The sequence below is a fragment of the Xanthomonas sp. WHRI 7945 genome (assembly GCF_035026585.1).
This window is the reverse complement of record NZ_JAYIQP010000006.1, coordinates 15141-41325: the sequence shown is the minus strand read 5'-3', so window position 1 is coordinate 41325 and position 26185 is coordinate 15141. Positions and strand designations below refer to the sequence as shown.

The window sequence follows — 26185 nt, the reverse complement described above, 5'->3', positions numbered from 1 at the left end:
GCTCTTACCCGGTCCCTGGTCCCCGGTCCCCGGTCCCGACTCCATGAGCTCGCGCAAATACTTCGGTACCGACGGCATTCGCGGCCGGGTCGGGCAGGGCGCCATTTCCGCCGATTTCGTGATGCGCCTGGGCAACGCGCTGGGCCGCGTGCTCGGCGCCGGCAGCGCAGGCAATGCGCGGCCGACGGTGGTGATCGGCAAGGACACGCGGATTTCCGGCTACATGTTCGAATCGGCGCTGGAGGCCGGACTGGTCGCCGCCGGTGCCGACGTGCAGCTGCTTGGGCCGATGCCGACGCCGGCGGTGGCGTTCCTGACCCGCACGCTCGGCGCCGACGCCGGCATCGTGATCAGCGCCTCGCACAATCCGCACTATGACAACGGCATCAAGTTCTTCTCCGCCGAGGGCGAGAAACTCGACGACGCCACCGAGAGCGCGATCGAAGCGGCGCTCGATGCGCCGTTCGCCACCGTGGAATCCGAGCGCCTGGGCAAGGCGATGCGCGCGCGCGATGCGATCGGGCGCTACATCGAGTTCTGCAAGGCCAGCGTGCCGCGCGGCTTCGACCTGCGCGGGCTCAAAGTGGTGCTGGACTGCGCGCACGGCGCGACCTACCACATCGCGCCGCTGCTGTTCCGCGAGCTGGGCGCCGAGGTGATCGCCATCGGCGCCGCGCCGGACGGGCTCAACATCAACGCCGGGGTCGGTTCGATGCACATCGACAACCTCGCCAGCAACGTGCGCAGCCATGGCGCGCAGCTGGGCATCGCCTTCGACGGCGATGGCGACCGCGTATTGATGGCCGACGACCAGGGCAATCCGGTCGACGGCGACGACCTGCTGTACGTGCTGGCGCGCGGCTGGCAGGCCAGCGGCCGCCTGCGCGGGCCGGTGGTCGGCACGCTGATGACCAACTACGGGCTGGAAAAGGCCCTGGCCGCGCTGCAGCTGCCGTTCCTGCGGGTCAAGGTCGGCGACCGCTATGTGCACCAGGCGCTGGTCGAGCAGGGCGGCGTGCTCGGCGGCGAGACCTCCGGGCACATGCTGTGCCTGGATCGCGCCACTACCGGCGACGCCATCGTCAGCGCGCTGCAGGTGCTAGAAGTGCTCAAGCGCTCGCGGCAGAGCCTGCGCGATGCGCTGCAGGGCTTGGACAAGGTGCCGCAGAAGACCGTCAACGTGCGCCTGCAGCAGGGCGCACGCCCGGCCGAAGCGGCCAGCGTGCAGGCCGCCCTGGCCGCGGCGCAGGCGGCGGTGCAGGGGCGCGGGCGCGCGTTCCTGCGCCCGTCCGGCACCGAGCCGGTGGTGCGGGTCACGGTCGAGGCCGACGACGCCACGCTGATGCAGGACACGCTGGAACGACTCGCCGAGGCGGTCCGTGACGCGGCGTGAGTCGTTCGCCATCGCCGTTGCGGTGGTCATCGCCAAGATGGCCACCTTCTACCTGCTGTACCGCCTGCTGATCTGATCGCGGCGTTTCCCTTTCACGACGACTACGGTTTCCGCCATGACTGCGCGCATCCCCACCCTGGACATCACCCGCTTCGACACAGACCGCGACGCCTTCGTCGCCGAACTGGGCGCGGCCTACCGCGAGTGGGGCTTCGCCGGCATCCGCAACCACGGCATCGCGCAGGCGCAGATCGATGCGGCCTACGGCGTGTTCAAGGCGTTCTTCACGCTGCCCGAGGACGTCAAGCGCAAGTACCACCTGCCGGGCAGCGGCGGCGCGCGCGGCTACACCGCCTTCGGCGTGGAAACCGCCAAGGACTCCAAGCACTTCGACCTGAAGGAGTTCTGGCACATCGGCCGCGAGATCCCCGACGATTCCAGGTACCGCGACGCGATGCCGCCGAACCTGTGGCCGAGCGAGGTGCCGGGCTTCCGCGAGCACGGCTACGGCCTGTACCAGGCGCTGGACCAGCTCGGCGCGCGCGTGCTGGCCGCGCTGGCGCTGCACATCGGCCTGCCCGAGCACTACTTCGCCGACAAGACCGACTCGGGCAATTCGATCCTGCGCCCGATCCACTACCCGCCGATCACCGCCGACGACATCCCCAACGTGCGCGCCGGCGCGCACGAGGACATCAACCTGATCACCCTGCTGGTCGGCGCCAGCGCCGCCGGGCTGGAGGTCAAGTCGCAGCAGGGCGAGTGGGTGCCGTTCACCTCCGACGCCGACACCATCGTGGTCAACATCGGCGACATGCTGCAGCGCCTGACCAACCACGTGTATCCCTCGACCACCCACCGCGTGGTCAACCCGCCGGGCGAACAGGCGCGCCAGCCGCGCTACTCGGTGCCGTTCTTCCTGCACCCGAACCCGGATTTCCTGATCGACGTGCTGCCGTCCTGCGTCAGCGCCGACAATCCCAGCCGCTATCCCGAGCCGATCACCGCGCAGGGCTATCTGGAAGAGCGGTTGCGCGAGATCAAGCTGAAATAGCAGGGATTGGGGATTCGGGATTGGGGATTCGCAAGAGCGGGTTCCCGCGTTGCATTTGTGTCCGGCGCGTACGTCCCGCCTTTGCGAATCCCCAATTCCGAATCCCCAATCCCGGCTTCACAACGGCCTGATCCGCTGCGAGCCGCGGCGCATCAGCCGCAGCAGCAGGGCGTTCGGCAACAGCGCGACCAGGCTCAGCAGGGCGCGGTAGAACAGCCCCGGCACCACCCGCACGCGGCCGTGTTCGGCGCCGTCGATGCCGGCGCGCGCGACCGCGTCGGCGTGTAGCCAGGCCCAGCGTGGCAGCTTGTCCATCTGCGCGCGGGTGCCGGTCACGTCGTGGAATTCGGACCAGGTGAAGCCTGGGCACAGCGCGCAGACCTTAACCCCGCGGTCGGCGTTCTCCAGCGCCAGCGATTCGCTGAAGCGCAGCATGAAGCTCTTCGCCGCCGAGTACAGGGTCTGCCCGTCGGCGCCGGGCACCAGCGCGGCGAACGAGGCGACGTTGAGGATACGTCCGTGGCCGCTGGCGCGCAGTGTCGGCAGCAGGCGCCAGGTCAGCTCGCAGACCGCGCCGACCATCACCTGCAGGAACGCGGCGTGGGTGGCCCAGTCGCTGTCGGGAAAGCGCCCCGGCACGCCGTAGCCGGCGTTGTTGACCAGGATCCGTACCGCCAGGCCGCGCCGTTCCAGTTCGGCCACCAGCGCGGCCGGTGCCGCCGGGTCGGCCAGGTCGGCGACCACGATCTGCACCGGCACCTGCGCACGCAGTTCCTCGGCCAGCGCCTGCAATAGCGCCTCGCGCCGCGCGCTGAGGATCAGCGGCACGCCGCGGCGGGCGTATTCGCGGGCGATCTCGCGGCCGATGCCGCTGGAGGCGCCGGTGATCAGGGCATGGCCGGAGGGCTGGGGCATGGGGGTCTCGCAAGGATCGGCGGCGGGCGGGGGAGGGCAGGCAGGCCGGCGGAGCCGGGCCTCACCGCGCATCGGCTATCCTTTCGGCACTTTTTCGCCGGAGAACGCGCCGATGCGACGCAAGATCGTAGCCGGAAACTGGAAGCTGCACGGCAACCGCCATTTCGCCACGGCGCTGGTGCAGGAGGTGGCCGCGGGCCTGCCCGCCGCCGGCGTGGAGGTGGTGATCCTGCCGCCGCTGCCCTACCTGGGCGACCTGATCGAGGATTTCGAGGGCCATGCGCTGCGCTTCGGCGCGCAGGACGTGAGCAGCAACGAGAAGGGCGCCTACACTGGCGAGGTCTCGGCGGCGATGCTGGTCGACGTCGGCGCCGAGTACGGCCTGGTCGGGCACTCGGAGCGGCGCCAGTACCACGCCGAGAGCAGCGAACTGGTCGCGCGCAAGTTCGCCGCCGCGCTGCACGCCGGGCTGATCCCGATCCTGTGCGTGGGCGAGACCCTGGAACAGCGCGAGGCCGGCCATACTGAACCGGTCATCGCCGCGCAGCTGGCGCCGGTGCTGGCGCTGGTCGGCGTGCAGGGCTTCGCCAAGGCCGTGGTCGCCTATGAGCCGGTCTGGGCGATCGGCACCGGGCGCACCGCCAGCCCGGCCCAGGCGCAGGCGGTGCACGCGTTCATCCGTGGCGAAGTCGCCGCCCACGATGCTAGAATCGCTGATTCGCTGCCGCTCCTGTATGGGGGCAGCGTCAAGCCCGACAACGCCGCGGAGCTGTTCGCACAGCCGGATGTCGATGGAGGGCTGGTCGGCGGCGCATCGTTGGTCGCCGAGGAATTCCTGGCCATCGCGCGCGCGGCGGCCCGTTAACCGAACGGTCGCCGCGGTGGCGGCCGCTCGCTACTCAAGTCGTACTTAAGTCCGGACGGATTTCGAAATGCTGATGGTCATCCTCAATGTGGTCTACGTGCTGGTGGCGATCGCGATGATCGCGCTGATCCTGATGCAGCGCGGTTCCGGCGCGGCGGCGGGTTCGGGGTTCGGCGCGGGCGCGTCCGGCACCGTGTTCGGATCGCGCGGCGCGTCCAACTTCCTGTCCAAGTCGACCAAGTGGCTGGCGGTGGTGTTCTTCGCCATCAGCCTGTTCATGGCCTGGTATGCCGGCCACAGCGCGCGCCCGGCGGCCGAGGCCAATCTCGGCGTGATGTCGCAGGCCGCGACTCCGGCCCCGGCCGCGCCGGCCGGCGAGCTGCAGATCCCGCAGGCGCCGGCGTCGACCGCGCCGGCCGCTGCCCCCGCCGTTGCGCCGCCCGCGCCGCAGGCGCCGGAAAATGCACAACAAAAGTCGCCTGCCCCGTCGCAGAAAGACTGAAGACGGTTACAATATGTTGCGCGGCGGGATGCCGCGCGCGATACGCAAGCCCAGGTGGCGGAATTGGTAGACGCACTACCTTGAGGTGGTAGCGACTTAGGTCGTAGGGGTTCGAGTCCCCTCTTGGGCACCATTGTTTGGCTACGGTTTCTACGCAGGAACGTCACGTCCCTGCCTGGAGAATCGTCTATCCCATGCCTGCGCGGCACGCGCGCGGGCACAGGCAAGAGAGAATTGCGAGTGCTGGCCGAATATTTGCCGACCCTGCTGTTTCTGATCGTGGCCACCGGAATCGGCGTCGCGCTGATGCTGGTGGGACGGTTCCTCGCTCCCCGGCGCCCGGACCTGAAGAAGCTCTCGCCTTACGAGTGCGGCTTCGAGGCGTTCGAAGACGCGCGCATGAAGTTCGACGTGCGCTACTACCTGATCGCCATCCAGTTCATCGTCTTCGATCTGGAAATCATCTTCATCGTGCCGTGGACGCAGGTGTTCATGGACCTGGGCGCTCGCTCCCTGGTCACCATGGGCCTGTTCGTCGGCATGCTGTTCCTCGGTTTTATCTACGTGTGGAAGAAGGGAGCGCTGGAATGGGAGTGATTCAGACCCTGGATCGCCTGATGACCAACCCGATCCCGGAAGGGCGGGTCGACGACATCCTGCGTCCCGAAGGCGAGAACCCGTTGCTCGAGAAGGGCTACGTGACCACCAGCGTCGATGCGCTGCTGAACTGGGCGCGCACCGGCTCGATGTGGCCGATGACCTTCGGCCTGGCCTGCTGCGCGGTCGAGATGATGCACGCCGGCGCCGCGCGCCTGGACCTGGACCGCTACGGCGTGGTGTTCCGTCCGTCGCCGCGCCAGTCCGACGTGATGATCGTCGCCGGCACCCTGGTCAACAAGATGGCCCCGGCGCTGCGCAAGGTCTACGACCAGATGCCCGACCCGAAGTGGGTGATCTCGATGGGCAGCTGCGCCAACGGCGGCGGCTACTACCACTATTCGTACTCGGTGGTGCGCGGTTGCGACCGCATCGTGCCGGTGGACATCTACGTCCCGGGCTGCCCGCCGACCGCCGAAGCGCTGGTCTACGGCATCTTGCAGCTGCAGAAGAAGATCTGGCGAACCCAGACCATCGCGCGCTGATTCCTCTTACTTCTTAAGAGCACGCCAAGCCCCCATGGCAGAGCAAGCATCTTCCTTTAGCGACCGACTCGGCGCCCGTTTTCCCGGCAGCCAGATGTTCGTGGTCCTCCCGCGTGGCGAAGTCACCCTGGAAGTGCCGGCCGACGCCTGGCACGCCACCTGCCTGGCGCTGCGCGACGAATTCGGTTTCGAACAGTTGTCCGACCTGTGCGGCGTGGACTACCTGGGCTACGGCAGCGACGAGTGGGATACCGCCGACGTGTCGTCGCAGGGCTTCAGCCGCGGCGTCGAAGGCAAGGGCATGGGCCGTTTCGGTTGGGGCGAGTTCCCCAGCGGCGAGACCGCCGGCGACATCCAGCCGTTGCCGGTGCCGCTGCAGCGCTATGCGGTGCTGGCGCAGCTGATGTCCTACCGCCACAACCAGCGCCTGCGCGTGCGCTGCTATGCGCCGAACGAGGACCTGCCGGTGGTGGCCTCGGTCACCGACATCTGGCCGGGCGCGAACTGGTTCGAGCGCGAGGCGTTCGACCTGTTCGGCGTGGTCTTCGCCGGCCATCCGGACCTGCGCCGCATCCTCACCGACTACGGCTTCGTCGGCCATCCGTTCCGCAAGGACTTCCCGCTGATCGGCAACGTCGAAGTGCGCTACGACGAAGAGAAGCAGCGCGTGATCTACGAACCGGTGACCTCGGTGGAGCCGCGCGTCGGCGTGCCGCGGGTGATCCGCGACGATGCGCGCTACCAGACCGCCGCAGGCGAAGCACAGAAGGAGCCCGCCAAGTGAGCGAGTACCAGCAGGCGCACGATGGGTTCGCCAGCAGTCCTGCCGAGAGCAAGCAGGAGATCCGCAATTACACGATGAACTTCGGCCCGCAGCATCCGGCCGCGCATGGCGTGTTGCGCCTGATCCTGGAAATGGACGGCGAGACCGTGGTCCGCGCCGATCCGCATATCGGCCTGCTGCACCGTGGCACCGAGAAGCTGGCCGAGTCCAAGCCGTTCAACCAGTCGATCGGCTATATGGACCGCCTCGACTACGTGTCGATGATGTGCAACGAACACGCCTACGTGCGCGCGATCGAGACCCTGATGGGGATCGAGGCGCCGGAGCGCGCGCAGTACATCCGCACCCTGTTCGACGAGATCACCCGCATCCTGAACCACCTGATGTGGGTCGGCTCCAACGGCCTGGACCTGGGGGCGATGGCGGTGATGCTGTACGCGTTCCGCGAGCGCGAAGAGCTGATGGACTGCTACGAAGCGGTCTCCGGCGCGCGCATGCACGCGACCTACTACCGGCCCGGCGGCGTCTACCGCGACCTGCCGGACCGCATGCCCAAGTACAAGGAATCGCGCTGGCACAAGGGCAACGCGCTGAAGCGGCTCAATGCCGCGCGCGAAGGGTCGATGCTCGACTTCCTGGAAGACTTCACCAGCACGTTCCCGGGCCGGGTCGACGAGTACGAGACCCTGCTCACCGACAACCGCATCTGGAAGCAGCGCACCGTCGGCATCGGCGTGGTCACCCCGGAGCAGGCCTATGGCTGGGGCATGACCGGCGCGATGCTGCGCGGCTCGGGCATCGAGTGGGACCTGCGCAAGAAGCAGCCGTACGCCAAGTACGACGCGGTGGATTTTGACATCCCGGTCGGCACCAACGGCGACTGCTACGACCGCTACCTGGTGCGCGTGGCCGAGATGCGCGAATCCAACCGCATCATCCAGCAGTGCGTGAAGTGGCTGAGGGCCAACCCCGGCCCGGTGATGGTCGAGAACTTCAAGGTGGCGCCGCCCAAGCGCGCCGACATGAAGGACGACATGGAAGCGTTGATCCATCACTTCAAGCTGTTCAGCGAAGGCTATTGCGTGCCGGCCGGCGAGACCTACTGCGCGGTCGAAGCGCCGAAGGGCGAGTTCGGTTGCTACCTGTCTTCCGACGGCGCCAACAAACCGTTCCGCGTGCACCTGCGTGCGCCGGGCTTCGCCCATCTGTCGTCGATGGACGCGATCGTGCGCGGGCACATGCTGGCCGACGTGGTGGCGATGATCGGCACCTACGACCTGGTGTTCGGCGAGGTGGATCGATGAAGCCGGGACTCGGGACTCGGGACTCGGGACTCGGCGAAGCCGGGTCTGCGCTGGTCTTTTCTGTAAACGCGGTTGTTCTTTCTCATGGTTCGGACACTGCCGGATGCGGGCTCTTGCGAGTCCCGAGTCCCCAGTCCCGAGTCCCGGAGTTCCACGCATGAAAGCGACAGGTAATTTCGAAGCGGCGCGCGACGTCGATCCGATGGTGGTGCTGAGCGACAAGACGCGCGCGCACATCGATCACTGGCTTGCCAAGTTCCCGCCGGACCGCAAGCGCTCGGCCGTGCTGCAGGGCCTGCACGCCGCGCAGGAGCAGAACCAGGGCTGGCTGACCGACGAGCTGATCGCCGGCGTGGCCAAGTACCTGGAGCTGCCGCCGGTGTGGGCCTACGAGGTCGCCAGCTTCTACTCGATGTTCGAGACCGAGAAGGTCGGCCGCAACAACGTCGCCTTCTGCACCAACATCAGCTGCTGGCTCAACGGCGCCGAGGACCTGGTCGCGCATGCGGAGAAGAAGCTCGGCTGCAAGCTGGGCCAGTCCACCGCCGACGGTCGCGTCTACCTCAAGCGCGAAGAAGAATGCCTGGCCGGTTGCGCCGGCGCGCCGATGATGGTGATCAACGGCCACTATCACGAGCACTTGACCAAGGACAAGGTCGACGCGCTGCTGGACGGGTTGGAGTAACGGCAATGGCACAGCATCCCCACGCTCCCACCGGTCCGGTCGGCCCTGCGCCGCTGCCGCACCAGGTGGTGTACACCACGCTGCACTACGACATTCCGTGGTCGTACGAGAGCTACCTGAAGACCGGTGGCTACGCCGCTTTGCGCAAGATCCTCGAAGAGAAGATCGCGCCGGAGCAGGTGATCGAGATGGTCAAGCAGTCGAACCTGCGCGGCCGCGGCGGCGCAGGGTTTCCGACCGGCCTGAAGTGGTCGTTCATGCCCAAGGGCGCGCCGCAGAAGTACATCCTGTGCAACTCGGACGAGTCCGAGCCGGGCACCTGCAAGGACCGCGACATCCTGCGCTACAACCCGCATTCGGTGGTCGAGGGCATGGCCATCGCCTGCTACGCCACCGGCAGCACGGTGGCCTACAACTACCTGCGCGGCGAGTTCCACCACGAGCCGTTCGAGCATTTCGAGCAGGCCCTGGCCGACGCCTACGCCAACGGCTGGCTGGGCAAGAACGTGCTCGGCAGCGGCGTGGACATCGACATCTACGGTGCGCTCGGCGCCGGCGCCTACATCTGCGGCGAAGAGACCGCGCTGATGGAGTCGCTGGAAGGCAAGAAGGGCCAGCCACGCTACAAGCCGCCGTTCCCGGCCAATTTCGGCCTGTACGGCAAGCCGTCGACGATCAACAACACCGAGACCTACGCCTCGGTGCCGGCGATCATCCGCAACGGCCCGGAATGGTTCCTGGGCCTGAGCAAGACCAAGAACGGCGGGCCGAAGATCTTCTCGGTGTCCGGCTGCGTGCAGAAGGGCGGCAACTTCGAGGTGCCGCTGGGCACCACCTTCGACGAACTGCTGGAGATGGCCGGCGGCCTGAAGCCGGGCCGCACGCTCAAGGGCGCAGTGCCCGGCGGCGTGTCGATGCCGGTGCTCAAGGCCGAACAGCTCAAGGGCCTGCAGATGGACTACGACACGCTGCGCGCGCTGGGCACCGGCCTGGGCTCGGGCGCCATCGTGGTGCTCGACGACAGCGTGTGCTGCGTCAAGTTCGCCTGCCGCATCTCGCAGTTCTTCCACAAGGAATCCTGCGGCCAGTGCACCCCGTGCCGCGAGGGCACCGGCTGGATGCACCGCGTGCTGGAGCGCATCGTCGCCGGCAAGGCCACGATGGAAGACCTGCACCAGCTGAGGACGGTGGCCGGCCAGATCGAAGGCCACACCATCTGCGCGTTCGGCGAAGCGGCGGCATGGCCCATCCAGGGCTTCCTGCGCCAGTTCTGGGACGAATTCGAGTACTACATCGTCAACGGTCATTCGATGGTTGACGGCAAGAAGCTGGAGGCAGCCGCCGCATGAGCGCGCAACCCAACAATCCTGGCGCGACCCCGGCCGTGGTGCCGGAGGGACACGTGACCGTCGAGATCGACGGCCAGTCCCTGGTCGTGCCCAAGGGCTCGATGATCATCCAGGCCGCCGACAAGGCCGGGATCCCGATCCCGCGCTTCTGCTACCACGAGAAGCTGCCGATCGCGGCCAACTGCCGCATGTGCCTGGTCGACGTGGAGAAGTCGCCGAAGCCGTCGCCCGCGTGCGCCACGCCGGTGATGGACGGCATGAAGGTCGCCACGCGCAGCGAGAAGGCGCTGAAGTACCAGCGCAGCGTGATGGAATTCCTGCTGATCAACCACCCGCTGGATTGCCCGATCTGCGATCAGGGCGGCGAGTGCGAACTGCAGGACGTGTCGCTGGGCTACGGCCGCTCGGTCAGCCGCTTCAACGAGCGCAAGCGCGTGGTGCCGGACGAGGACATCGGTCCGCTGGTCGCCACCGAGATGACCCGCTGCATCCAGTGCACCCGCTGCGTGCGCTTCACCGCCGACATCGCCGGGACCTACGAGCTGGGCGGCATGTACCGCGGCGAGAACCTGCAGATCGGCACCTACGACGGCAAGCCGCTGACCACCGAGCTGTCCGGCAACGTGGTCGACGTGTGCCCGGTCGGTGCGCTGACCAACAAGGTGTTCCAGTTCCGCGCCCGTCCGTGGGAGCTGGTGGCGCGCGAGTCGGTGGGCTACCACGACGCGATGGGCTCCAACCTGTTCCTGCACGTGCGCCGCGGCGAAGTGCTGCGCACCGTGCCGCGCGAGAACGACGCGGTCAACGAGTGCTGGCTGTCCGACCGCGACCGCTATTCGCACCAGGGCCTGTACGCCGAGGACCGCGCGCTGCGCCCGCTGCGCAAGATCGACGGGCAGTGGCGCGAAGTGCCGTGGGCCGAGGCGCTCGCCGCCGCCGCCGAGATCCTCAAGGCCAACCGTGGCGACGCGCTCGGCGTGCTCGCGCATCCGGCCACCTCGAACGAGGAAGGGGCGCTGCTGGCGCGTCTGGCCGACGGCCTGGACAGCGGCAACATCGACCACCGCCTGCACAACCGCGACTTCTCCGACGCCGCGCTGGCCGAACCGTTCGCCCTGCCGCTGGCGGAGATCGAACAGGCCGACGTGGTGGTGATCCTGGGCAGCAACCTGCGCCACGAACTGCCGCTGCTGCACGCCCGCATCCGCAAGGCGCAGATGCAGCGCCAGACCAGGGTGTATTCGATCAACCCGGTCGATTTCGATTTCGCCTTCAACCAGGCCGGCCGCCAGATCGTGGCGCCGTCCAGGTTCGCCGAGGGCCTGGCCGATGGCGCGCTGCGCGAGGCGGTGCGGGGTGCGGCCGGGCGCACGGTGCTGATCGTCGGAGCGCTGGCCGAGAACCATCCGCAGGCGGCCGAACTGCGTGCCGCCGCGCGCGACTTCGCCGCGGCCACCGGCGCGGCGCTGTGCCGCATCCCGCAAGGCGCCAACGCGCTGGGCCTGGCGCGCTACGGCGTGCTGCCGCGTGCGCGCAACGCCGCGGCGATGCTGGCCGAGCCGCGCAGCGCGTATCTGCTGTACGGCGTCGAGCCGGGCCTGGACTTCGCCGACGCCGCCGCGGCGCGCACCGCGCTGGCCGGGGCCAAGGTGGTGGCGTTCAGCCATTTCGCCTGCGCCTCCACCCGCGACGTGGCCGACGTGATCCTGCCGATCGGCGCGTTGCCGGAAATCGAGGCGACGCTGACCAACCTCAGCGGCAGCGAGCAGCGCACCCGCGCCGGCGGCAAGCTGCCGGGCGAGGCCCGCGAGGGCTGGCGCGTGCTGCGCGCGCTCGGCGGCGAACTGGGCCTGGGCGGTTTCGAATTCATCGACCTGGCCGGGCTGCGCGCCGGGCTGCAGCCGGTCGAGGTCGCCGCGGCGGCGTCGGCGCAGCCGGCGCGGCAGGACGACGGTCTGGAACTGGCGGCGAGCCCGGCGATCTACCGCACCGATGCGGTGGTGCGGCGCGCCCAAGCGCTGCAGCAGCATCCGCTGAACCAGGCGCCGAGCCTGGCGCTGCACCCGGACGACGCCGCCCGGCTCGGCCTGGCCGCAGGGCAGGTGGTCAAGGTCGGTACCGCGGCGGGCAGCGCGACGCTGCCGCTGGTGACGGACAAGCGGGTCGCGCCGGGCGCGGCCTGGGTTGAAACGGGCCACGGCGCGACCGCGCCGCTGGGTGCCGGTCGGGTGACGGTGGTGGCTGCATGAACGAGATGCTGTTGAACGTGGTCGACCCGCTGCACCAGTGGTTCGTCGGCCTGGGCGCGATCGGCGTGATCCTGTGGATCGTGCTGAAGATCCTGCTGATCGCCATGCCGGTGATCATCTCGGTGGCGTTCTACGTGGTCTGGGAGCGCAAGCTGATCGGCTGGATGCACGTGCGCCACGGGCCGATGTACGTGGGCATGGGCATCTTCCAGGCCTTCGCCGACGTGTTCAAGCTGCTGTTCAAGGAGATCATCCAGCCCAGCAGCTCGCACAAGGCGATGTTCGTGATCGCGCCGCTGATCACCCTGGCGCCGGCGTTCGCGGCCTGGGCGGTGGTGCCGTTCGACGCCAAGCTGGTGCTGTCCAACGCCAATGCCGGCCTGCTGTACCTGCTGGCGATGACCTCGCTGGGCGTGTACGGCATCATCCTGGCCGGCTGGGCGTCCAACTCCAAGTACGCGTTCCTGGGCGCGATGCGCTCGGCCGCGCAGGTGGTCAGCTACGAGATCGCGATGGGCTTCGCCCTGGTCGGGGTGATGATCGCCGCCGGCAGCCTCAACCTGAGCACGATCGTGGCCGCGCAGGCCGGCAACTCCGGCTTCTTCGACTGGTTCCTGGTGCCGCTGTTCCCGCTGTTCATCGTGTACTGGGTGTCCGGCGTGGCCGAGACCAACCGCGCGCCGTTCGACGTGGTCGAGGGCGAGTCGGAAATCGTCGCCGGGCACATGGTCGAGTATTCCGGCGGTGCGTTCGCGCTGTTCTTCCTGGCCGAATACGCCAGCATGATCCTGGTCAGCTTCCTGGTCTCGATCTTCTTCCTGGGCGGCTGGCTGAGCCCGATCCAGGGCTGGGTCACGGCCGACGTGTCGCCGTGGGTCAACTGGATCTGGACCGGCGGCTGGCCGTGGCTGCTGATGAAGGTGTTGTTCTTCGCCAGCGCCTACATCTGGTTCCGCGCCAGCTTCCCGCGTTACCGCTACGACCAGATCATGCGGTTGGGCTGGAAGGTGTTCATCCCGCTGACGATCGTGTGGATCGCGGTGACGGCATTGATGGTGTTCTACGGCGTGATCCAGAAGGGCGTGTAAGCGATGAATAAAGTCACCCATTACTTCAAGAGCCTGCTGCTGCTGGAGCTGCTCGGCGGCCTGTGGCTGACCCTGAAGTACACGTTCCGTCCCAAGTACACCGTGCTGTACCCGATGGAGAAGTTCCCGCAGTCGGTGCGCTTCCGCGGCCTGCATGCGCTGCGCCGCTATCCCAACGGCGAGGAACGCTGCATCGCCTGCAAGCTGTGCGAGGCGGTGTGCCCGGCGCTGGCGATCACCATCGATTCGACCAAGCGCGAGGACGGCACCCGCCGCACCACCCGCTACGACATCGACCTGTTCAAGTGCATCTACTGCGGTTTCTGCGAGGAGAGCTGCCCGGTCGATTCGATCGTGGAGACCCACGTGCTCGAGTACCACTTCGAGAAGCGCGGCGAAAACATCGTCACCAAGCCGCAGCTGCTGGCGATCGGCGACCGGCTCGAAGCCGAGATCGCCGAGCGCCGCGCCGCCGACGCTCCCTTCCGCTGAGGTCCTGAAATGGATTGGGTAAATATCGCTTTCTGGATCTTCGCCACCATCGCCGCGGTCTCGGCCGGCGCGGTGATCAGCGTGCGCAACTCCGTGTACGCGGTGCTGTGCCTGATCCTGACCTTCTTCTCCATCGCCTGCGTGTGGCTGCTGGTGGGCGCCGAGTTCCTCGGCGTGACCCTGGTGCTGGTCTACGTCGGCGCGGTGATGGTGCTGTTCCTGTTCGTGGTGATGATGCTCGACATCGATACCGCGCGGCTGCGCCAGGGCTGGGTACGCTACCTGCCGGTCGGCCTGATCGTGGCGGTGGCGATGCTGGTGCAGATGGTCACCCTGATCGGGGTCAAGGCGCGCACCGCCACCCCGTTCCCGGCCGACAACGCCGCCGCGCAGGCCGCCGACACCTCCAACATCGCGTGGCTGGCCAAGGTCCTGTTCACCGAGTTCCTGCTGCCGTTCGAGTTCGCCGCGATCATCCTGACCGTGGCGGTGGTGGCGGCGGTGATGCTGACCCTGCGCAAGCGCACCGGCATCAAGACCCAGAATCCCGGCGACCAGGCGCGGGTCAAGGCCGGTGACCGCTTGCGCATCGTCAAGATGGATGCCGAGAAACCCACGCTGCACACCCCCCCGGCCGCGGCACCGCAGGAGGGCCAGCCATGATCACCCTAGGCCACCTGTTGGCGCTCGGCGCGGTGCTGTTCTGCATCAGCATGGCCGGCATCTTCCTCAACCGTAAAAACGTCATCGTGCTGCTGATGTCGATCGAGCTGATGCTGCTGTCGGTCAACATCAACTTCGTGGCGTTCTCGCGCGAACTCGGCGACGCCGCCGGTCAGCTGTTCGTGTTCTTCATCCTGACCGTGGCCGCGGCCGAGGCCGCCATCGGCCTCGCGATCCTGGTGACGCTGTTCCGTACCCGCCACACGATCAACGTGGCCGAAGTCGATTCGCTGAAGGGCTGACCCGTAGATGGAAATCACTCTCTCCAAGAGTCTGCTGATCGCCGTGGTGCTCGCGCCGCTGCTGGGCAGCATCATCGCCGGCCTGTTCGGCCGCCAGGTCGGCCGCAAGGGCGCCCAGCTGGTCACCATCCTCGGCGTGGCGGTCAGCTGCGCGCTGTCGTGCTGGACGCTGTATCAGCTGGTCGGGCAGGGCGCCGCGCCGTTCAACCAGAACGTCTACACCTTCTTCGAGGTCGGCCACTATTCGGCCCACGTCGGCTTCATGGTCGACCGGCTGACCGCGATGATGATGGTGGTGGTGACCTTCGTGTCGCTGCTGGTGCACGTCTACACCATCGGCTACATGGCCGACGATCCGGGCTACCAGCGCTTCTTCAGCTACATCTCGCTGTTCACCTTCTCGATGCTGAGCCTGGTGATGAGCAACAACTTCCTGCAGCTGTTCTTCGGCTGGGAAGCGGTGGGCCTGGTGTCGTACCTGCTGATCGGCTTCTGGTTCAAGCGCCCGAGCGCGGTGTTCGCCAACATGAAGGCGTTCCTGGTCAACCGCGTTGGCGACTTCGGCTTCATCCTCGGCATCGCCGGCGTGCTGCTGTGGTTCGGCACGCTCGACTACGCCACCGTGTTCGCCAACGCTACCGCGGTGCTCGGCAGCGAAGCCGCCGGCGGCCTGGCCCAGGTGCAGCTGTTCCAGGGCCACCCGTGGAACGTGGCGACGATCATCTGCATCTGCCTGTTCATCGGCGCGATGGGCAAGTCGGCGCAGGTGCCGCTGCACGTGTGGCTGCCCGACTCGATGGAAGGCCCGACCCCGATCTCGGCGCTGATCCATGCCGCGACCATGGTCACCGCCGGCATCTTCATGGTGGCGCGCATGTCGCCGCTGTTCGAGCTGTCCGAGACCGCGCTGAACTTCGTGCTGTTCATCGGCGCCACCACCGCGTTCTTCACCGGCCTGATCGGCATCGTGCAGAACGACATCAAGCGCGTGGTCGCCTACTCGACGCTGTCGCAGCTGGGCTACATGACCGTGGCGCTGGGCGTGTCGGCCTACTCGGCGGCAGTGTTCCACCTGATGACCCACGCCTTCTTCAAGGCGCTGCTGTTCCTGGCCGCCGGCTCGGTGATCATCGGCATGCACCACGAGCAGGACATGCGCAAGATGGGCGGCCTGCGCAAGTACATGCCGGTCACCTACTGGACCAGCGTGATCGGCACCCTGGCCCTGGTCGGCACTCCGTTCTTCGCCGGCTTCTATTCCAAGGACACGATCATCGAGGCGGCCGCGCACCATGCGCACGAGTCGCACAACTGGATCGCGACCTACGGCTACTGGGCGGTGCTCGGCGGCGTGCTGGTCACCAGCTTCTACAGCTTCCGCCTGCTGTTCCTGACCTTCCACGGCAAGGAACGCTTCCGCGACGCGGATGCGCACGCGGTGCACGCGCACCACGACAGCGCGCACTCCGATGCCGAGGTGCAGGCCCATGCGCACGACGCGCGTGCCCATGACGACCACGCGCACGACGACCACGGTCATGGCCACGGCGCGCACGAGCCGCACGAGTCGCCGTGGGTGGTGACGGTGCCGCTGGTGCTGCTGGCGATCCCGTCGATCGCGATCGGCTTCTTCACCATCGGCCCGATGCTGTTCGGCACCGACTGGGCCGGGCATCACGCCGCGGTGGCGATCAAGGGCCAGGCGCTGGGCTTCTTCAGCGGCATCGTCGACTTCTACAACCCGGCGCGCGACAGCGTCGGCGCGCTGGCCGAGGAGTTCCACGGTCCGGTCGCGTTCGCGCTGCACGGCCTGACCCAGCCGCCGTTCTTCCTGACCGTGGCCGGTTTCGCCCTGGCCTGGATCCTGTACCTGTGGAAGCCCGAACTGGCGGCCAAGGCGCGCAAGACGTTCTCGCTGCCGGTGTGGGTGCTGGAGAACAAGTACGGTTTCGACAAGCTCTGGATCAACGGCTTCGCCGGCGGCGGTCTCGGCCTGGGCAAGGTGTCGCGTGCGGTGGATACGCATGTCGTGGACGGCGTCATGGTCAACGGCACCGCGCGCGTGATCGACCTGGCGGCCAACCTGCTGCGTCGCACGCAATCCGGTTTCCTCTATCACTACGCCTTCGCGATGATCATCGGTCTCATTGCCCTGTTGGGCGTGCTGATGCATTTCTGGCGTTGACCTGTACGGAATAAGAACACGTGTCGAACTGGCCCCTACTTACTATCCTGATCTGGCTGCCGATCCTCGGCGGCGCGCTGATCCTCGCGTTGCGCGACGCCAAGGCGGCACGCTGGGCGTCGCTGCTGGTCGCGTTGCTGACCTTCGCGTTGAGCCTGCCGCTGCTCACCGGCTTCGACTACGCCAGCGATGCGCTGCAGTTCGTCGAGACCCATGCGTGGATCCCGGCGTACGACATCGGCTACAACCTCGGTGCCGACGGCATCGCGGTCGCGCTGATCGTGCTGACCACGCTGGTCACGGTGCTGGCGCTGATCGGCGCCTGGACCTCGATCGAGAAGCGGGTCAACCAGTACGTGGCCGCGTTCCTGATCCTGGAAGGCGTTACCGTCGGCATCTTCGCCGCCACCGACGCGATGCTGTTCTACGTGTTCTTCGAGGCGATGCTGATCCCGATGTTCCTGATCATCGGCATCTGGGGCGGCCCGCGCCGCATCTACGCCGCGGTCAAGTTCTTTCTGTACACCTTCCTCGGCTCGGTGCTGATGCTGGTCGGGTTGATCTACCTGTACCTGAAGGGCGGCAGCTTCCAGCTCGCCGACCTGTACCAGCTGTCGCTGACCGCCAAGGAGCAGACCTGGCTGTTCTTCGCGTTCCTGATCGCGTTCGCGGTCAAGGTGCCGATGTTCCCGGTGCATACCTGGCTGCCGGACGCGCACGTCGAGGCGCCGACCGCCGGTTCGGTGATCCTGGCCGCGATCGCGCTGAAGATCGGCGGCTACGGCTTCCTGCGCTTCAACCTGCCGATCCTGCCCGACGCCAGCAACGAGTGGGCCTGGCTGGTGATCGCGCTGTCGCTGATCGCGGTGATCTACGTCGGCCTGGTCGCGCTGGTGCAGGAGGACATGAAGAAGCTGATCGCCTATTCGTCGATCGCGCACATGGGCTTCGTCACCCTCGGCACCTTCGTCGCCTTCGCCCTGGTCGGCTTCGGCAGCACCGACGCGGCGCGTCTGGGCCTGCAAGGCGCGATGGTGCAGATGATCTCGCACGGCTTCGTGTCCGGCGCCATGTTCTCCTGCGTCGGCGTGCTCTACGACCGCATGCACACCCGCCGCATCGCCGACTACGGCGGCGTGGCCAACGTGATGCCGTGGTTCGCCGCGTTCGCGATGCTGTTCTTCATGGCCAACGCCGGCCTGCCGGGCACCAGCGGCTTCGTCGGCGAGTTCATGGTGATCATGGCCAGCTTCCAGGCGCATCCGCTGCTCGCCTTCGCTGCGGCGACCACCCTGGTGATCACCGCCGCCTATACGCTGTGGCTGTACCGCCGCGTGTTCTTCGGCGAAGTGGCCAACGCGCACGTGGCCGAGCTGAAGGACATCAACGGCCGCGAGGCGCTGGTGCTGGGCGTATTCGCGGTGGGCGTGCTGGCCCTGGGCCTGTATCCGAAGCCGCTGACCGACCTGATGGAACCCTCGATCGCAAAGCTGGCGGCGCAGATCGCCACCAGCAAGCTGTAATCGGGCCGTCGAGCGAAATGATTCCAGAGATTTGATGATGACCACCCCTGCGCTACTGCCCCTGACTGCCGTCGACCTGCCGCCCCTGCTCCCCGAGCTGGTGCTGACCGCTGGCGCCTTCGCCCTGCTGATGCTCGATCTGTTCGTCAGCGAGCGCAACAAGGTCTGGACCCACATCGTCTCGGTCGCGATCCTGATCGCGGTGTTCGCGATGCTGCTCGCCGGCGTGGGCGGGCAGGGCGAGGTGTTCAACGGCATGTTCGTGCGCGACGCCGCCGCCGACGTGATGAAGACGGTGATCGTCGGGCTCAGCGCGCTGACCCTGATCTACGGCTGGAGCTACCTGCGCGAGCGCAAGCTGTACCAGGGCGAGATTCCGGTGCTGGTGCTGTTCGCCACGGTCGGCATGATGATCCTGGTCTCGGCCGGCAGCCTGCTGATGGTCTACCTGGGCCTGGAACTGCTGGCGCTGTGCTCGTACGCGCTGGTCGCGTCGAACCGTGACAACGGCATGGCCACCGAGGCGGCGATGAAGTACATCGTGCTCGGCTCGCTGGCCTCGGGCCTGCTGCTGTACGGCATGTCGCTGATCTACGGCGCCACCGGCACGCTGAGCCTGACCGGCATCCACGAGGCGATCGGGTCCAGCCAGGAGCGCACCCTGTTGCTGACCGGCACCATCTTCATGATCGCCGGCGTGGCGTTCAAGCTCGGCGCGGCGCCGTTCCACATGTGGCTGCCCGACGTGTACCAGGGCGCCCCGGCGCCGATCGCGCTGTTCATCAGCTCGGCGTCCAAGCTGGCCGCGTTCGGCATGGCCTACCGGCTGCTGGAAGTGGGCCTCGGCCCGCTGGCCGAGCAGTGGCACTGGGTGATCGGCGGCCTGGCCGCGCTGTCTCTGCTGGTCGGCAACCTGATGGCGCTGGCGCAGAGCAACCTCAAGCGCATGCTGGCGTATTCGACCGTCTCGCACATCGGCTTCCTGCTGCTCGGCGTGGCCGGCGGCGGCGAGCGCGGCTATGCGGCGGCGCTGTTCTACGCGATCTGCTACGCGGTGATGTCCACCGCCTCGTTCGGCGCGATCATCGCGATGTCGCGCAGGGGCTTCGAAGCCGAGCACATCGACGACTTCAAGGGCCTGAACGCGCGCAACCCGTGGATGGCGCTGCTGGTGCTGTGCATCATGGCCTCGCTGGCCGGCGTGCCGCCGTTCCTGGGCTTCTGGGCCAAGCTGGCGGTGCTCGGCGCGGTGGTCGCGGTGCCGACCGACAACCTGTGGTGGACCGGCCTGGCGATCCTGTCGGTGCTGTGCGCGGTGATCGGCGCGTTCTACTACCTGCGCGTGATCAAGGTGATGTATTTCGACGAGCCGGTCGGCGAACCGTTGCCGGCCAACGACGACCGCGTGCTCGGCGTGGTGCTGGGGGTCAATTCGATCGGTCTGCTGGCGCTGGGCCTGGCCTGGAGCCCGCTGATGGCGTGGTGCCAGCGCGCCTTCGCGCACCTGGCCTGATCGCGCGCGAAAGCGCTGTTTTCAAGCCGTTTGCGACAACGCCGCCGCTTTGGCGGCGTTGTCGTTTGTGCATCGAGCGATGCTATCGCTATTCCGCAATCGGTCGCTTGCGGGTATCATGTCGCTCGAAGACCGGCGGCATCGCCACCGGGTCGGATGGAAAATCAGGGCTTGCAATCATCGCGCTGATTCTTCATAATTCCGCTTCTGCTGCGGGGTGGAGCAGTCTGGCAGCTCGTCGGGCTCATAACCCGAAGGTCGCAGGTTCAAATCCTGCCCCCGCTACCATATTTGTCTACAGCGGCAACCAGTGCATCGGTTGCCTGCGGTAGGGAAATCTGGGCTTCGCGAAGACGCATGTTCCCGTCTTTGCAACCGGAATCCAGCGTTACCGGAGTCGTACCGGATAAGGGGCCCAACGGGCCCTTTGTCGTTTCCGGGGTCCGGGAAAACCGCCAGGACCGATTCTCCATTCATTCTGATGCAAGGCAGGCTGTGAGCGACAAGGCAAACGAAATCGCGAATCTGCTGGGCCCGACCGTGGACGCGTTGGGCCTGGAGTTGCTGGGGGCGGAATACCTGCCGGCCTCGGGCGGCGCCACGCTGCGCCTGTATATCGACGTGCCGCTGGCCGAACAGCCCGAGCGCACCGTCAACATCGACGATTGCGAACGGGTCAGCCGCGAAGTGTCGGCGCAGCTGGACGTGGAAGATCCGATCAGTGGCAACTACACGCTGGAAGTGTCCTCGCCCGGCGTGGACCGCCCGCTGTTCACCGCGGCGCAGTTCGCGCGCCACCAGGGCGAATCGGCCAAGGTGGTACTGAAGCTGCCGCTGCAGGGCCGTCGCCGCCTGCAGGGGCGCATCGCCCAGGTCGACGCGGACGCCGGCCGCATCGTGTTCGAAGTCGATGGCGCTGAACTGGCGGTGGACTTCGACAATATCGACAAGGCGCGGATCCTGCCCGACTGGGCGGCGCTGGGCCTGGCTCCGACCAAGCCGGGCAAGGCGCCCAAGCAGCCGGGCAAGATGGCTCCCAAGCCCAAGCTCTTGCCCAAGCGCAAGCCGGCTGGCAAGACCGCAAAATCCAATAAGAAACCATCCAACGAACCGGCGGCCGACAAGGCTGCGCGCGGAGTGAAAGAATGAGCAAGGAACTGTTGCTGGTAGTCGACGCGGTGGCCAACGAAAAGGGCGTGCCGCGCGAAGTGATCTTCGACGCGATCGAGGCCGCATTGGCGTCGGCGGCGAAGAAGCGCTACCCCGATCAGGACGTGCTGACGCGCGTCACCATCGATCACAAGGACGGCAATTACGAAACCTACCGCCGCTGGGAAGTGGTGGCCGACGACGTGGTGATGGAATCGCCGGACCGGCAGATCCGCCTGATGGACGCGGTCGACGAGGCCGAGGGCGTGGACGTCGGCGACTACATCGAAGAGCAGATCGAGAACCCGGATTTCGGGCGCATCGCCGCGCAGGCCGCCAAGCAAGTGATCGTGCAGCGCGTGCGCGAGGCCGAGCGCCAGCAGGTGGTGGATGCGTGGAAGGATCGCGTCGGCGAACTGATCACCGGCGTGGTCAAGCGCGCCGAGCGCGGCAACATCTATGTCGACCTGGGCGGCAACGCCGAAGCCTTCATCCCCAAAGACAAGGGCATCCCGCGCGACGTGCTGCGCGCCGGCGACCGCGTCCGCGGCTACCTGGCCGAAGTGCGTTCGGAGCCGCGCGGCCCGCAGCTGTTCATCAGCCGCGCCGCGCCTGAATTCATGATCGAGCTGTTCAAGCTGGAAGTGCCGGAAGTGGGCCAGGGCCTGGTCGAGATCAAGGCTTGCGCGCGCGATCCCGGCGACCGCGCCAAGATCGCGGTGCTGGCGCACGACACCCGCACCGACCCGATCGGCGCCTGCATCGGCATGCGCGGTTCGCGCGTGCAGGCGGTGTCCAACGAGCTCAACGGCGAGCGCGTGGACATCGTGCTGTGGAACGACAACCCGGCCAACTTCGTCATCAACGCGATGGCGCCGGCAGAAGTGCAGTCGATCATCGTCGACGAAGAGAAGCACTCGATGGACCTGGCCGTGGCCGAGGACCGTCTGGCCCAGGCGATCGGCAAGGGCGGCCAGAACGTGCGTCTGGCCAGCCGCCTGACCGGGTGGCAACTCAACGTGATGACCGCCGAGCAGGTCGCGGCCAAGTCCGAGGCCGAGCAGGCCGTCGCCCGCCAGCTGTTCATGGACAAGCTGGAAGTGGACGAGGAAATCGCCGCGATCCTGGTCGCCGAGGGCTTCAACTCGGTCGAGGAAATCGCCTACGTGCCGGTCGGCGAACTGCTGGCGGTGGAAGGCTTCGACGAGGACATCGTCGAGGAATTGCGGGCCCGCGCGCGCGATGCGCTGCTCAACGAGGCGCTGGCCGCCGAGGAAAGCGACGACAGCGGCGTGCCGACGGCGGACCTGTTGGCCCTGGAAGGCATGGACGAAGCCACCGCCTATGCGCTGGCCAGCCATGGCGTGCGGACCAGCGAGGACCTGTCGGATCTGGCCGCCGACGAAATCCTCGAGTTCGGCATCGAGGACCTGGACCAGGAGCGCGCCGCCGCGCTCATCCTGGCCGCCCGTGCCGAGGAGATCGCCCGATTGGAACGCGGCGAATGAGTCAGCGATGAATGCCGCCCTGAACCGATCAGGGCTTAGAATCCGCGCTACCTTCGCACGCGAGGGGGCGCCAACCAGATCATAGGATCCGAATGTCGCAGCAAACCACCATCCGCAAGCTGGCCGAACTGGTGAACACGCCGGTCGATAAACTGCTGGTTCAACTGGCCGAGGCCGGGATGAAGTTCAGCGGTCCCGACCAGGTCGTGACCAGCACCGAAAAGATGAAGCTGCTCGGCTTCCTGCGCCGTACCCACGGCAAGACCGACAAGCCGGTCGAGGAAGAAGCCCAGGCCGCGCCGAAGAAGATCACCCTGAACCGGCGCAAGCTGCAGGAAGTGACGGTCAGCGCCGGGCGCAGCAAGACCACGGTCAACGTCGAGGTCCGGCAGAAGCGGACCTACGTCAAGACCGCCGAGGACTTGGCCGCCGAGCGCGCGGGCATGTCGTCGGGCGGACGGGTGGATGACGAGCGCGCGGAGATCCTGCGCAAGCTGGAAGCCTCCAAGCAGCGCAATCTGGCCGAACAGCAGAAGCTCGCCGAGCAGGACCGTGCGCGCGCCGAGGAAATCGAGCGCAAGCGCCAGGCCGAGCAGGACGCGCGCGACCGCGTGGAAGCCGAGCGCAAGGCCGCGCAGGCCGCTGCGGAAGCCGAGTCGGCGCCGCCGGCGGCTGCGCCTGTCGCCGCGGCGACGCCGAATGCCGGTGCCGCCACTGGCGGCGCCGCCGCCGCGCCGCGCGCGCCGCGTCCGGCCACCGCGCCGCACCATCCGCCGAAGCCGGCCGCGCCGCGCAGCGACGACCGCAACGCGGGCAACAAGCACAAGACCCGCGGCTCGCACGTGATGGTCGCCGGCGTCGAGGACGACGACAGCACCAGCCGCTTCGCCGGCCAGTTGCACCTGTCCGCGGCCGATCGCGCGCGCCGTTCCAACGTGCGCGGCAAGCCGCGCGGCGGCAACAGCGGCGGCCGTCGCCAGCCCGAGGTCTCGCGCAGCGGCGGCGGCGCGCACGGCTTCGAGCGTCCGACCGCACCGGTGGTGCGCGAAGTGGCGATCGGCGAGACGATCACCGTGGCCGACCTGGCACAGAAGCTCGCGCTGAAGGGCGGCGACGTGGTCAAGGCACTGTTCAAGATGGGCGTGATGGCCACCATCACCCAGTCCATCGACCACGACACCGCGGCGCTGATCACCGAAGAGCTCGGCCACAAGCCGGTGCGCGCGGGCAGCGCCGACGCCGAGGACGCGCTGCTGGCGCACACCGAGGACGAGCAGGGCGAGAAGCTGCCGCGGCCGCCGGTGGTCACCATCATGGGCCACGTCGACCACGGCAAGACCTCGCTGCTGGACTACATCCGCCGCACCAAGGTCGCCTCTGGCGAAGCCGGCGGCATCACCCAGCACATCGGTGCCTACCACGTCGAAACCGACCGTGGCGTCATCAGCTTCCTGGACACCCCGGGCCACGCGGCCTTCACCTCGATGCGCGCGCGCGGCGCCAAGCTGACCGACATCGTGGTGCTGGTGGTGGCGGCCGACGACGGCGTGATGCCGCAGACGATCGAGGCGGTCAAGCACGCCAAGGCGGCCGGCGTGCCGCTGATCGTGGCGGTCAACAAGATCGACAAGTCCGGCGCCGATCCGCTGCGGGTCAAGAACGAACTGCTCTCGCAGGACGTGGTCGCCGAGGAATTCGGCGGCGACACCCAGTTCGTCGAAGTCTCGGCCAAGACCGGCGCGGGCATCGATACGCTGCTCGACGCGATCTCGCTGCAGGCCGAAGTGCTGGAACTGAAGGCGGTGTTCGATGGCCGCGCCAGCGGCGTGGTGATCGAATCCTCGCTGGACAAGGGCCGCGGCCCGGTGGCGACGGTGCTGGTGCAGCAGGGCAGCCTGAAGCGCGGCGATTACCTGGTGTGCGGCGTGCAGTACGGCCGCGTGCGTGCGCTGTTCGACGAGACCGGCGGCCAGCCGTCCGAGGCGGGCCCGTCGATCCCGGTGCAGGTGCTGGGTCTGTCCGGCGTGCCGGATGCCGGCGACGACTTCGTCGTGGTCGACGACGAGCGCCTGGCCAAGGACGTGGCGCAGCAGCGCGAGACCAAGCGCCGCGAATCGCGCCTGGTGTCCTCGGCGGGCAGCCGCATGGAAGACATCATGTCGCAGCTCGGCAAGGGCGAAGGCCAGCTGTCGCTGAACCTGGTGATCAAGGCCGACGTGCAGGGTTCGGTGGAAGCGCTCAAGCAGTCGCTGGTGGCGCTGTCCAACGAGCAGATCCGCATCAACGTGATCCACTCCGGCGTGGGCGGCATCACCGAGTCCGATGCGAACTCGGCGCTGGCCTCCAAGGCCACGGTGATCGGCTTCAACGTGCGTGCGGACGCTTCGGCGCGCCGCATCATCGAAACCAACGGCATCGACCTGCGCTACTTCTCGATCATCTACGACGTGATCGACCAGGTGAAGCAGGTGGCCTCCGGTCTGCTCGGCGTGGAGATCCGCGAAGAGATCATCGGTACCGCCGAGGTGCGCGACGTGTTCCGCAGCTCCAAGTTCGGCGCGGTCGCCGGCTGCATGGTCGTGGAGGGCGTGGTCAAGCGCAACAAGCCGATCCGCGTGCTGCGCGACAACACCGTGGTGTTCGAAGGCGAGCTGGAATCGCTGCGTCGCTTCAAGGAGAACGTCGACGAGGTGCGCAACGGCACCGAGTGCGGCATCGGCGTGAAGGCGTACAACGACGTCAAGCCGGGCGACCAGATCGAGTGCTTCGAGCGCATCGAAGTGCAGCGCACGCTGTAATGCACGTCGGGACCGGGAACCGGGGACCGGGGACCCGGGAAAAGCAAAGGCAACCGCTCTTGCTCTTCCCGGTCCCCGGTCCCCGGTCCCCGGTCCCGCATTAAAAGAGATCCCGGACCATGGCAACAAAATCCTTCCACCGCACCGATCGCGTGTCCGCGCAGGTCCGCCGCGACCTGGGCACGATCGTGCATTCGGCCGTGCGCGATCACGGCCTGCCGTCGGTCAGCGTGTCCGATGTCGAGATCAGCCGCGACCTGGCCCATGCCAAGGTGTTCGTCACCGCGTTGCTGCCGGAGCGTTCCGCCGAAGCGGTCAAGGGCCTGAAAGAACTGGCGCCGCAGTTGCGCAGCGAGCTGGCGCGGGCGATGAAGCTGCGCCACGTGCCCGAACTGCATTTCCACTACGACGATTCGGTCGACCGCGGCGAGCGCATCGACAACCTGCTGCGCGACATGCCCGAACTGCAGCAGTCCGAAGACGAAAGCGACAGCGATAGCGAGGCGGCTCCGTCCAAGGAGTGAACGGTCGCACGATGCGCAAGCATCGATGCCGTACGCAAGCCGCATTGGCGAACGGCAAGCAGGTTCTTGCATCGATGGCCGTGCTTTTCCAGCGTCGTCGCCTGCGATAGTCGTACCCGCTGTCCGCTGACCATTCGGCAGCTATCACCAAGTCCAGCCTGCGCCATCGCAGGCTTTTACCGTCCGACTCCCGATTGC

Annotated in this window: 23 protein-coding genes and 2 tRNA genes; 24 read left to right on the top strand and 1 reads right to left on the bottom strand. The window is 67.3% G+C overall.

Features of this window, described 5'->3' with window-relative positions; all coding sequences use genetic code 11:
- Window positions 1-43: 43 nt before the first annotated feature.
- Together glmM and VDQ83_RS06695 are read left to right on the top strand one after the other, a co-directional pair.
- Window positions 44-1393, top strand: a complete 1350-nt coding sequence (gene glmM, locus VDQ83_RS06700; RefSeq protein WP_455434309.1) for a phosphoglucosamine mutase — start codon at window positions 44-46, stop codon at window positions 1391-1393.
- Window positions 1394-1508: 115 nt separating this feature from the next.
- Window positions 1509-2447 (top strand): isopenicillin N synthase family dioxygenase, encoded by a 939-nt coding sequence (locus tag VDQ83_RS06695; protein ID WP_455434308.1) that lies wholly within the window; start codon window positions 1509-1511, stop codon window positions 2445-2447.
- 117 nt (window positions 2448-2564) lie between these two features.
- Here the strand turns inward: VDQ83_RS06695 and VDQ83_RS06690 are convergent, their stop codons facing one another.
- A complete protein-coding gene (locus VDQ83_RS06690) occupies window positions 2565-3362 on the bottom strand; it encodes an SDR family NAD(P)-dependent oxidoreductase (protein WP_455434307.1) in 798 nt (265 codons plus the stop codon).
- 112 nt (window positions 3363-3474) lie between these two features.
- Between VDQ83_RS06690 and tpiA the strand changes: the two genes are divergently transcribed.
- The 22 genes from tpiA (at window position 3475) to rbfA (ending at window position 25987) form a co-directional block, all read left to right on the top strand.
- On the top strand, window positions 3475-4227 hold the full coding sequence (gene tpiA, locus VDQ83_RS06685) for a triose-phosphate isomerase (RefSeq protein ID WP_455434306.1): 753 nt from the start codon (window positions 3475-3477) through the stop codon (window positions 4225-4227).
- Between the two features lie 67 nt (window positions 4228-4294).
- The gene (secG, locus tag VDQ83_RS06680) at window positions 4295-4729 is read left to right on the top strand and encodes a preprotein translocase subunit SecG (protein ID WP_263397867.1); all 435 of its coding nucleotides are present in this window, start codon (window positions 4295-4297) and stop codon (window positions 4727-4729) included.
- A gap of 48 nt (window positions 4730-4777) precedes the next feature.
- Window positions 4778-4862, top strand: a tRNA-Leu gene (locus VDQ83_RS06675).
- Window positions 4863-4969: 107 nt separating this feature from the next.
- Window positions 4970-5326, top strand: coding sequence for an NADH-quinone oxidoreductase subunit A (locus tag VDQ83_RS06670; protein WP_263397868.1), 357 nt, complete (start codon window positions 4970-4972; stop codon window positions 5324-5326).
- Complete coding sequence (locus VDQ83_RS06665; RefSeq protein WP_003467428.1) at window positions 5317-5871, top strand: NuoB/complex I 20 kDa subunit family protein; 555 nt, start codon at window positions 5317-5319, stop codon at window positions 5869-5871. The genes VDQ83_RS06670 and VDQ83_RS06665 overlap by 10 nt, the downstream gene beginning before the upstream one ends.
- Window positions 5872-5905: 34 nt before the next feature.
- Window positions 5906-6655, top strand: a complete 750-nt coding sequence (locus VDQ83_RS06660) for an NADH-quinone oxidoreductase subunit C (RefSeq protein WP_455434305.1) — start codon at window positions 5906-5908, stop codon at window positions 6653-6655.
- Window positions 6652-7959 carry an NADH-quinone oxidoreductase subunit D gene (locus VDQ83_RS06655; protein WP_263397870.1) on the top strand — a complete coding sequence of 436 codons (1308 nt, stop codon included), beginning with the start codon at window positions 6652-6654 and terminating at the stop codon, window positions 7957-7959. The genes VDQ83_RS06660 and VDQ83_RS06655 overlap by 4 nt, the downstream gene beginning before the upstream one ends.
- Window positions 7960-8116: 157 nt before the next feature.
- Entirely contained in the window at window positions 8117-8644 is a 528-nt protein-coding gene (gene nuoE, locus VDQ83_RS06650; RefSeq protein WP_184411164.1) for an NADH-quinone oxidoreductase subunit NuoE, read from the top strand.
- Between the two features lie 5 nt (window positions 8645-8649).
- On the top strand, window positions 8650-9993 hold the full coding sequence (nuoF, locus tag VDQ83_RS06645; RefSeq protein ID WP_263397871.1) for an NADH-quinone oxidoreductase subunit NuoF: 1344 nt from the start codon (window positions 8650-8652) through the stop codon (window positions 9991-9993).
- Window positions 9990-12242 (top strand): NADH-quinone oxidoreductase subunit NuoG, encoded by a 2253-nt coding sequence (gene nuoG / locus VDQ83_RS06640; protein ID WP_455434304.1) that lies wholly within the window; start codon window positions 9990-9992, stop codon window positions 12240-12242. The genes nuoF and nuoG overlap by 4 nt, the downstream gene beginning before the upstream one ends.
- Window positions 12239-13330 carry an NADH-quinone oxidoreductase subunit NuoH gene (gene nuoH, locus VDQ83_RS06635; RefSeq protein WP_455434303.1) on the top strand — a complete coding sequence of 364 codons (1092 nt, stop codon included), beginning with the start codon at window positions 12239-12241 and terminating at the stop codon, window positions 13328-13330. The genes nuoG and nuoH overlap by 4 nt, the downstream gene beginning before the upstream one ends.
- Before the next feature lie 3 nt (window positions 13331-13333).
- Complete coding sequence (gene nuoI / locus VDQ83_RS06630; RefSeq protein WP_263397874.1) at window positions 13334-13822, top strand: NADH-quinone oxidoreductase subunit NuoI; 489 nt, start codon at window positions 13334-13336, stop codon at window positions 13820-13822.
- A 9-nt stretch (window positions 13823-13831) separates the two neighbouring features.
- Window positions 13832-14485, top strand: coding sequence for an NADH-quinone oxidoreductase subunit J (locus tag VDQ83_RS06625; protein WP_309913016.1), 654 nt, complete (start codon window positions 13832-13834; stop codon window positions 14483-14485).
- Window positions 14482-14787 carry an NADH-quinone oxidoreductase subunit NuoK gene (nuoK, locus tag VDQ83_RS06620; RefSeq protein ID WP_145700751.1) on the top strand — a complete coding sequence of 102 codons (306 nt, stop codon included), beginning with the start codon at window positions 14482-14484 and terminating at the stop codon, window positions 14785-14787. Before VDQ83_RS06625 ends, nuoK begins: the two co-directional genes overlap by 4 nt.
- A 7-nt stretch (window positions 14788-14794) precedes the next feature.
- The gene (gene nuoL, locus VDQ83_RS06615; protein WP_455434302.1) at window positions 14795-16972 is read left to right on the top strand and encodes an NADH-quinone oxidoreductase subunit L; all 2178 of its coding nucleotides are present in this window, start codon (window positions 14795-14797) and stop codon (window positions 16970-16972) included.
- A gap of 20 nt (window positions 16973-16992) precedes the next feature.
- Window positions 16993-18495 carry an NADH-quinone oxidoreductase subunit M gene (locus tag VDQ83_RS06610; protein WP_263397877.1) on the top strand — a complete coding sequence of 501 codons (1503 nt, stop codon included), beginning with the start codon at window positions 16993-16995 and terminating at the stop codon, window positions 18493-18495.
- 37 nt (window positions 18496-18532) lie between these two features.
- Entirely contained in the window at window positions 18533-20008 is a 1476-nt protein-coding gene (nuoN, locus tag VDQ83_RS06605; protein WP_455434413.1) for an NADH-quinone oxidoreductase subunit NuoN, read from the top strand.
- Between the two features lie 211 nt (window positions 20009-20219).
- Window positions 20220-20296: transfer RNA gene (locus tag VDQ83_RS06600), tRNA-Met, on the top strand.
- A gap of 207 nt (window positions 20297-20503) precedes the next feature.
- Window positions 20504-21157 (top strand): ribosome maturation factor RimP, encoded by a 654-nt coding sequence (rimP, locus tag VDQ83_RS06595; protein ID WP_309913027.1) that lies wholly within the window; start codon window positions 20504-20506, stop codon window positions 21155-21157.
- Window positions 21154-22665: a transcription termination factor NusA gene (gene nusA, locus VDQ83_RS06590; protein ID WP_263397879.1), complete on the top strand. Its 1512-nt coding sequence runs from the start codon at window positions 21154-21156 to the stop codon at window positions 22663-22665. The genes rimP and nusA overlap by 4 nt, the downstream gene beginning before the upstream one ends.
- Before the next feature lie 92 nt (window positions 22666-22757).
- Window positions 22758-25463, top strand: a complete 2706-nt coding sequence (gene infB / locus VDQ83_RS06585) for a translation initiation factor IF-2 (protein WP_455434301.1) — start codon at window positions 22758-22760, stop codon at window positions 25461-25463.
- 119 nt (window positions 25464-25582) lie between these two features.
- Window positions 25583-25987, top strand: a complete 405-nt coding sequence (gene rbfA, locus VDQ83_RS06580; protein ID WP_455434300.1) for a 30S ribosome-binding factor RbfA — start codon at window positions 25583-25585, stop codon at window positions 25985-25987.
- The last annotated feature ends 198 nt before the right edge of the window (window positions 25988-26185 follow it).